Origin of the sequence: Curtobacterium pomorum (genome assembly GCF_044497295.1) — a bacterium.
Lineage (GTDB): Bacteria > Actinomycetota > Actinomycetes > Actinomycetales > Microbacteriaceae > Curtobacterium.
Window position 1 is genome coordinate 2,251,345 of sequence record NZ_CP172409.1, and the last position, 7,708, is coordinate 2,259,052.

At 73.2% G+C, this 7,708-nt stretch carries 8 protein-coding genes; 1 reads left to right on the top strand and 7 read right to left on the bottom strand.

Annotated elements, in window-relative coordinates; genetic code table 11:
* Positions 1-19: 19 nt before the first annotated feature.
* Genes ACGH48_RS10780 through ACGH48_RS10795 form a run of 4 tightly spaced genes read right to left on the bottom strand, consistent with a single transcriptional unit; the run spans position 20 to position 3,556 of the window.
* On the bottom strand, positions 20-283 hold the full coding sequence (locus ACGH48_RS10780; RefSeq protein WP_123313091.1) for a phosphoribosyl-ATP diphosphatase: 264 nt from the start codon (positions 281-283) through the stop codon (positions 20-22).
* 59 nt (positions 284-342) lie between these two features.
* Entirely contained in the window at positions 343-1,002 is a 660-nt protein-coding gene (rpe, locus tag ACGH48_RS10785) for a ribulose-phosphate 3-epimerase (protein ID WP_123312466.1), read from the bottom strand.
* 47 nt (positions 1,003-1,049) lie between these two features.
* On the bottom strand, positions 1,050-2,624 hold the full coding sequence (locus ACGH48_RS10790) for an RsmB/NOP family class I SAM-dependent RNA methyltransferase (RefSeq protein ID WP_396288559.1): 1,575 nt from the start codon (positions 2,622-2,624) through the stop codon (positions 1,050-1,052).
* Positions 2,621-3,556, bottom strand: coding sequence for a methionyl-tRNA formyltransferase (locus tag ACGH48_RS10795; RefSeq protein ID WP_396288561.1), 936 nt, complete (start codon positions 3,554-3,556; stop codon positions 2,621-2,623). Before ACGH48_RS10795 ends, ACGH48_RS10790 begins: the two co-directional genes overlap by 4 nt.
* A gap of 96 nt (positions 3,557-3,652) precedes the next feature.
* Between ACGH48_RS10795 and ACGH48_RS10800 the strand changes: the two genes are divergently transcribed.
* Positions 3,653-4,108 carry a DUF4383 domain-containing protein gene (locus ACGH48_RS10800; RefSeq protein WP_123312459.1) on the top strand — a complete coding sequence of 152 codons (456 nt, stop codon included), beginning with the start codon at positions 3,653-3,655 and terminating at the stop codon, positions 4,106-4,108.
* An 83-nt stretch (positions 4,109-4,191) separates the two neighbouring features.
* On the opposite strand, the gene ACGH48_RS10805 is transcribed toward ACGH48_RS10800, so the two are convergent.
* Genes ACGH48_RS10805 through rpoZ form a run of 3 tightly spaced genes read right to left on the bottom strand, consistent with a single transcriptional unit; the run spans position 4,192 to position 7,705 of the window.
* On the bottom strand, positions 4,192-6,216 hold the full coding sequence (locus ACGH48_RS10805; RefSeq protein ID WP_340197630.1) for a primosomal protein N': 2,025 nt from the start codon (positions 6,214-6,216) through the stop codon (positions 4,192-4,194).
* Between the two features lie 8 nt (positions 6,217-6,224).
* Positions 6,225-7,436, bottom strand: a complete 1,212-nt coding sequence (metK, locus tag ACGH48_RS10810; RefSeq protein WP_340197629.1) for a methionine adenosyltransferase — start codon at positions 7,434-7,436, stop codon at positions 6,225-6,227.
* A gap of 5 nt (positions 7,437-7,441) precedes the next feature.
* Positions 7,442-7,705: a DNA-directed RNA polymerase subunit omega gene (rpoZ, locus tag ACGH48_RS10815; protein ID WP_114849971.1), complete on the bottom strand. Its 264-nt coding sequence runs from the start codon at positions 7,703-7,705 to the stop codon at positions 7,442-7,444.
* Positions 7,706-7,708 lie beyond the last annotated feature (3 nt).

Genomic DNA, 7,708 nt, shown 5'->3' on the forward strand with positions numbered 1-7,708 from the left:
GGGCGATGCCCGGCGCGTCCTACAGATGTCGCCAGATGTCCGCCGGGGACAGACCCTTCGCGACCATGAGGACCTGCAGGTGGTACAGGAGCTGCGAGATCTCCTCCGAGGTGCGCTCGTCGCCCTCGTACTCGGCCGCCATCCAGACCTCGGCTGCTTCTTCCACGATCTTCTTGCCGATCTGGTGCACGCCAGCATCCAGTTCGGCGACGGTGCCGGAGCCCTCGGGGCGCGTGCGCGCCTTCTCGGTGAGCTCCTGGAACAGGTCGTCGAACGTCTTCACGCGGTCCAGGCTACCGGTCTCCGCTGACGCTTCCGACGTACCGTCCGGACGGGGCGCGCTCATGCCCGCGCCCGGGCAGCCGCTTCGCGCAGGTCGGTGATGCGCTGGGCGGGCTCACCGCCGTAGACGGCCGACCCCGCGACGAGCGTGTCGGCGCCGCTGCGCACGGCCTCGGGCACGGTGTCCACCGAGATGCCGCCGTCGACCTCGAGCCACACGTCGAGCCCGGAGGCGTCCACGGCCGCGCGGGCATCGGCGAGCTTCGGCATCACGGACGGCATGAACGACTGGCCGCCGAACCCGGGCTCGACGGTCATGAGCAGGATCATGTCGTAGGCGTCGAGGTGGTGCAGCACCTGCGTGATCGGGGTGCCGGGCTTCACGGCGACGGCCGCGCGGGCGCCGTTCGACCGGATCGCGGCGGCGGTCGCCACCGGGTCGTCGGCTGCCTCGAAGTGGAACGTGACGCTCGACGCACCGGTCTCGGCGTACTTCGGCGCGTTGACGTCGGCGTCGGTCACCATGAGGTGCACGTCGAGCGGCACCGGGGACACCTGCTGCAGGCGCTCGACGATCGGCAGGCCGAGCGTGAGGTTCGGTACGAAGTGGTTGTCCATCACGTCGACGTGCACCAGGTCGGCGGTCTCGATGCGGTGGAGTTCACGCTCGAGGTTCGCGAAGTCGGCGGACAGGATGCTCGGCGAGATGCGGATCGTCACCCGACGATCCTACCGGCGCGTGGCCGACACCCGGCCCGGCGCGACGCTCAGACCACGCGGCGGAACAACGCGATGAACATCGCGTCCGTCCCGACCCGGTGCGGCCAGAGCTGCGCCGTGTTCCCGTCCGCGATCTCCGGGTCGCGAGCGGCGACCCCGCGGACGATCGACGCGGTCTCGAGCTGCTCGAGCACGTCCCCGTGCCGCCCCATCAGCGCGTCGACCTGCCCGCGCGTCTCGGCCAGGTGCGGCGAGCACGTCACGTACGCGAGCGTCCCACCTGGTGCGAGCACCCGGACCGCGGCGTCGAGCAGCTCGGTCTGCAGTGCCGCGAGCTCCTGGACGTCCTCGGGGGTCTTCCGCCAGCGCGCCTCCGGCCGACGACGCAGGGCGCCGAGGCCCGTGCACGGCGCGTCGAGCAGGATGCGGTCGAACGTCATGCCGGTGCCGTCACGGCCGTAGCGCCTCGCGTCGCCCTCGACGACGCGGACGTGGTCGCCGAACACGCCGAGCGCGTTCCGCACGAGTCCGGCGCGCGCCGGCACGAGCTCGTTCGCGACGAGGGTCGCACCGCCCTGCTGCGCCTCGGCGGCGAGCAGCGCGGCCTTGCCGCCGGGGCCGGCGCACATGTCGAGCCAGCGCTCCCCCGCGCGGACCTCGGACGACCGGCTCAGCGCGAGGGCGGCGAGCTGCGAGCCTTCGTCCTGCACGCGCAGGCGACCGGCGGCGACGCCCGGCACGCGCGCGGGGTCACCGGAGATGCCCCGGATCCCGACGGGCGAGACCGGCAGGGCGTCGGCGTCCGGCACGGGGTCGGCGGTCCGGACGGGAGGCACGGTGCCGGTCGCGCCGTCGGCCTCCGGTTCGTCGTCGGCCGGCACCAGGGCCGCGGGGACGTCGTCCGTACCGATCGCGTCGGCGAACGCGGCATCGGCGTCCTCGTCTGCGTCGGGCACCGTGCGCGCGGTCGCGGTGGCGATGTCCTCGTCGGTGGCGAGCCCGGGCAGCGCGGCGAGCTGCACCCGGGGCGCGGCGTTGTCGGCGGCGAGCAGGGCGGCGAGCTCGTCGCGGGAGCGTTCGGCGGCCAGGGCGTCGCGCAGTGCCGAGACGACCCAGACCGGGTGCGACCACCGGGTGGCGAGCAGCGCGTCGCCGCCACGGCCCGCGGTGATCTGCGCGTCCCACTCCGCGTCGGTGCGCGCCGCGATCTTGCGCATCACGGCGTTCACGAAGCCGGTTGCGCGGCGGGCACCGACCTCGCGCGCGAGCTCGACCGTGGCGTCGACCGCGGCGTGCGTCGGGGTGCGCATCGCGAGCAGCTGGTGGGCGCCGAGCCGCATGACGTCGAGGACGTCGGCCTCGATGTTCTCGGCCCGACGACCGGAGGCCAGCGCGATGATGACGTCGTAGCGGCCGAGCATCCGGATCGAGCCGTAGGTGAGCTCGGTCGCGAACGCGGCGTCGCGGGCGGTGAGTCCGGCACGGCGGATGCGGGTCGGCAGCAGCAGGTTCGCGTAGGCGTCGTCGACCTGGACGGCACGGAGCACGTCGAACGCGACACGTCGGGCGTTCGCGGGGCGCGGGCCGCGGCGGGCGCCACGGGTGTTCGTCGGCTGGCTCATGCGAGGACCTTCCCGTCCAGTTCACCCAGGCCGCGGGCCCAGGCTGCGGCGTCCATCGCCTTCTTGCCGGCCGGCTGCACCTCGAGCAGCGCCAGCGGGGTGTCGGCGGTCCCGACCAGCAGCCGGCCGCCGTGGAGTGCCAGCGCACCGGGCGCGAGCTGCGGGGCGGGGTCCCCCGTGCCTCCCGTCAGGCGGTTGCTGCGGAGCAGCTTCACCCGGGTCTCGCCGAGGTGGGCGTACGCGCCGGGCTCGGGGGTGACCCCGCGCAGGCGGGCGTGCACGACGGTCGCCGGAGCACCGAAGTCGATGCGCCCGTCGTCGATCGTGAGCTTCGGCGCGAGCGTCGGCGCACCGGTCTGCTCGGTCGCGACGGCCGCGCCGGCGGCGATGTCGTCGACCACCCGGGCGACCGTCTCGGCGCCGGACTCGGCCATGGCGGCGAGGACCTCGCCGGAGGTCGCCTCCGGGTCGATGTCGAACGGGTCGGCGGCGTACACCGGACCGGCGTCGAGCGCCTCGACGAGCTGGAAGACCGACGCGGCGGTGCGGGTGTCCCCCGCCATCACGGCCCGCTGGACCGGCGCGGCGCCGCGGTACGCCGGCAGGTCGGAGAAGTGCAGGTTGACCCAGCCGAGGCGCGGGGCGTCGAGCGCGGGGCGTCGGAGCAACGCCCCGTAGGCGACGATGACGCCGAGGTCGACGTCGAGGTCGGCGATGCGCGCGGTCACCGCGTCGTCGACGCGGCTGGCCTCGATGACGGGCAGTCCGAGCTCCGCGGCGACCTGCGCGACCGGTGTCGGCGTCAGGACGCGCTTCCGGCCCTGCGGTGTCGGCGGACGCGTGAGGACCGCGGCGATCTCGTGGTCGGACGCCGCCAGGCGACGGAGGGTGGGGACGGCCGCAGCGGGGCTGCCGGCGACGACGAGACGCATGGGTTCGATCCTCCCACGAGCGCGCTCGCCGGACTGACGCGAACCGGGCCTCGGCCGGGTGGGTACGGTCTGCGGCACAGAACGAGAGGGGTTCCCATGTCCGACGTCACCACGTCCACCAACCGCTTCGCAGGGTCCAGCATCCAGAAGGTCGCGCTGCTCGTCGGCGTCGTGTTCCTGCTCGTCGGGATCGCCGGCTTCGTGCCGGGGCTGACCACGGGCGACCTCGGGGGCGCCGGCCACGGCTCGATGGCGATGCTGCTCGGGCTCTTCCAGGTGTCGGTGCTGCACAACATCGTGCACCTGCTGTTCGGGGTCGTCGGGGTGCTCGCCGCCGGGTACGCCACCGGTTCGAGGATGTACCTGGTGCTCGGCGGGGTCGTCTACTTCGTGCTCTGGGTCTACGGGCTCTTCACGGCCGGGCACTCCTCCGGTGCGAACTTCGTGCCGCTGAACTGGGCGGACAACTGGCTGCACCTCGTGCTCGCGGTCGGCATGGTCGCGCTCGGCGTGGTGTTCCCGCGCGAGCGTCCTCGTCCGGTCGGCGCCTGACCCGCGGTCGGTCATCGACCCGAAACGACATCCTCGTCGTCGTACGACGTCGAGGATGTCGTCCGACGTCGGCAGCTGGTGGGTCAGACCTCGCTGAACGGTTCGGCGTCGTCGAGCCGGACCCGCAGCGTCGGTGCCGCCCGACGCCGGTTGCCACCCTTGAGCACCCGGCGGGTCGACGAGCGCCGGATCACCTCGGCCTTCAGGGTCGCCGCGACCTCGGCGCCGTGGGCGTACGGGAACCGCACGATCGCCCGGACCGTGCCGGGCAGGGCGTCGTCCTCCACCGGGACCGGGCCGAGGACCGGACCGGCGGTCGCCCCCTCGAGGGCCTCGACCGCGGCGGTCACGGCCTCGTCGGTGCCGGTCATCGTCGCGACGCGGACCGCCGGCGGGAAGTGCAGCTCGCGGCGGTCGGTGAGTTCGTCGTGCGCGGGGCCGTCGAGCCGCCACAGGGCCATCGCGGTCGCGAGCTTGCCGCCGATGCCGACCAGGTAGGCCTCGGCCCCGGGAGCGCCCTTCGCGGCGGCGTTGGTCCAGAACCGGAGCACGTCCTCCTGCACGCGGAGCCCTTCACGCGCGAGCATCTTCTCGCCGTCGAGCAGCAGCACGCACGCGTACCCACCGGGCACGCTCGGCTCGGCACCACGGGTCGCGACGACGACGGACGGTCTCGCGGGCACCTCGTCGAGCGGGCGTGAGCCGTCGGCCACCACGATCCGGGTACCGGGGAACGCCCGCCCGAGTTCGTCCGCGGTGCGTTGGGCGCCCTGCCCCACGGGCTTCACGGTGCCGTTGCCGCACGTCGGGCAGCGGAAGCCGACCGCGAGCGCACCGCAGAAGCGGCACTGCGGGGTCGCACCGCGGTGCGGACTGCCGAGCGGGCCGCCGCAGATCCGGCAGTGCGCCCGTTCGCCGCACTCGGCGCAGACGAGTCCGGTGCCGAACCCGGGGCTCGCGACCTGCACGAGCACCGGGCCGTGCTGGCTGGCCTCGCGCGCCGCACGCCACGCAGAGCTCGGGATGCGTGCCTGTGCGGCGTACCCCTCTGCCGAGGTCTGCTGCACGGTCGGGATGACCTTCGGGGTCTTCACCCGGAACGGCGTGACGTCCTGCAGCCAGTGGAGTTCGACGAGGCGCTGCACGTCGGTGCTGCGGGCGTGCGAGACGAACAGCAGAGCGGCACCGGACTGCGCAGCACGCACCAGCGCGACGTCGCGCGTGTGCACGTACGGCGCACGCTGCTCGATGAACGAGGCGTCGCCGTCGTCCCACATCGCGATGAGCCCGAGGTCAGTGGCCGGCGCGTACACCGCCGTGCGGTTGCCGATGGCGACGACGGGGTGCGTGCGCGCCTGCAGCAGGGCCTTCGCCCGTTGCCCGTTCGTCTGCTTGGCGTCGAAGCGCACGACGCGTTCCGGTGGCAGCACCGCGAGCAGGGCGCGCTCGAGGTCGATGACGTCGCGGAAGTCCGGGACGGCGATGACGGCGGACTGCTCGGCCGCGAGGGTGTGGGCGGCCGCCTGGGCGAGCGTCGCGGCCCACCCGGGGACCCAGACGGGATCCGCGGCGCCATCACCATCGCCATCGCCGTCGCCCCCGTCGCCGGCGGGCCCGGGCAGCGCCACCGGGTGCGGCACGGCGGCCACCGCAGCGCGGTCGTGCTCCGCGATCACCCCTTCGAGCATGCCCTCGGCGTAGCCGGTCACCGGCGGAGCGGACACCGGCGGCGGCGACCACGACGGGTCGCGCGCGAGCCAGGCCTTCTCGGCCCGGACCTGCCGCGTCGGCACGGCCAGGCGGAGGACGTCGGACGCCACACCGGCGGCGCGGTCGGCCACGGCGCGGGCGAGCTTCCAGATCTCCGGCGCGAGGACCGGCACGGGTGAGACCAGGGTCTCGATCGCGCTGAGCTCACCCGGGTAGTCGCCCTCGTCGACGATCTCGACGACGTAGCCGTCGGACATCCGGGCCCCGGTCCGGAGCGGGACCTTCACGCGGACCCCCGGCACGCAGTCGTCCTCGAGCTCGGCCGGCACCCGGTAGTCGAACAGACGGTCCAACTGCGGGAGCGGCGAGTCGAGGACGACGCGCGCGACGGTGGTCACGCGGTGCCTCAGACGGCGGCGGTCAGGAGCCCTGCGGCGGCGCGGAGCTCCTCGACGCGGTCGAGCTGCTCCCAGGTGAACCCGGGCAGTTCGCGGCCGAAGTGCCCGTAGGTCGCGGTCTGCGCGTAGATCGGACGGAGCAGGTCGAGGTCGCGGATGATCGCGGCCGGACGCAGGTCGAAGACCTGGCGGATCGCGGCTTCGATCGTGGCGTCGTCGACGTGCCCGGTGCCGAACGTCTCGACGTAGAGCCCGACGGGCTTGGCGCGGCCGATCGCGTAGGCGACCTGCACCTCGAGCCGGTCGGCGAGCCCCGCGGCGACCGCGTTCTTCGCGACCCAGCGGAGGGCGTACGCCGCAGAACGGTCGACCTTCGACGGGTCCTTGCCGCTGAACGCGCCGCCGCCGTGACGGGAGGCCCCGCCGTAGGTGTCGACGATGACCTTGCGGCCGGTGAGTCCGGCATCGCCCTGCGGGCCGCCGATCTCGAAGCGACCGGTCGGGTTCACGATGACGTCGACGTGCGACGAGTCGAGGTCGACGAGGTCGAGCACCGGACGGATCACGTGCTCGGTGATCGCCGCGGTGAGCTCGTCGAGCGTGACGCTCGGCGAGTGCTGCGTGGAGAGCACGACGGTCTCGACGGTCTTCGGCACGACGCCGTCGTACCCGACGGTGACCTGCGTCTTGCCGTCCGGGCGCAGGAACGACAGCTCGCCGGACTTGCGGACGGCGGCCAGCCGCTCGGCCAGGCGGTGCGCCAGCCAGATCGCGACCGGCATGTACTCGGGGGTCTCGTTCGTCGCGAAGCCGAACATGATGCCCTGGTCCCCGGCGCCCTGGCGGTCGAGCGGGTCGACGGCGCCGGTGCGGGAGTCGAGCGACTCGTCGACGCCCTGCGCGATGTCCGGCGACTGCGCGCCGATCGACACCTCGACGCCGCACGTGGCGCCGTCGAAGGAGACGTCCGACGAGTTGTAGCCGATGCCCGTGATGACGTCACGGACGAGCTTGGGGATCTCGACGTAGCCCGAGGTCGTGACCTCGCCCGCGACGTGCACGAGGCCGGTCGTCACCATCGTCTCGACGGCGACCCGAGCGTTCGGGTCCACCGTGAGCAGGGCGTCGAGGATGCTGTCCGAGATCTGGTCGCAGATCTTGTCGGGGTGCCCCTCGGTCACCGACTCGGACGTGAAGAGGCGCAGAGCAGCTGCAGTCACCGGGATCAGTCGGAGGGCTGCTGCTGCTTGGTGACGGTGAGCTTGTCCTCGTTGATCTCGTGCAGAGCCACGGACAGCGGCTTGTCGTCGATCGTCGAGTCGACGAGCGGGCCGACGTTGTCGAAGAGCGAGCCCTCGTGCAGGTCGGCGTAGTAGTCGTTGATCTGGCGCGCGCGCTTGGAAGCGAAGATGACGAGCGCGTACTTCGACTCGACCTTGCTGAGCAGGTCGTCGATGGGCGGGTCGATGATGCCCTGGGGGTTGGCCATGGA